The following is a 278-nucleotide window of genomic DNA, read 5'->3' on the forward strand; positions in this document are numbered from 1 at the left end:
CCACGCCGAAAGCAAACAATGCATTGCAGGCGATACGCTTTTTAAAGGAAGCATCGGACGAACTGACTTACCAGGAGGAAACCATAACCTACTTTTGAATAAAATCAAAAACCAACTTTTTGCTTTACCTGATGAGACCGTAGTCTACCCAGGACATGGCCCGGAAACCACCATTGGATTTGAAAAAATTTACAATCCTTTCGTAGGAGAAAGAGCATTCCATTGAAAATCAAATCTCACATACCCAATACTATTACACTCCTGAATTTATTTTCAGG

Annotated in this window: 1 protein-coding gene; it reads left to right on the top strand. The window is 39.9% G+C overall.

The features are described from left to right. Positions 1–226, top strand: a 226-nt coding sequence (locus ACNKXV_RS14770) for an MBL fold metallo-hydrolase (protein WP_417908453.1), incomplete at its 5' end; no start/stop codon positions are given. Positions 227–278: the final 52 nt, after the last annotated feature.

This window comes from Christiangramia aquimixticola (assembly GCF_048285835.1).
In the GTDB taxonomy this organism is placed as follows: Bacteria; Bacteroidota; Bacteroidia; order Flavobacteriales; family Flavobacteriaceae; genus Christiangramia; species Christiangramia aquimixticola.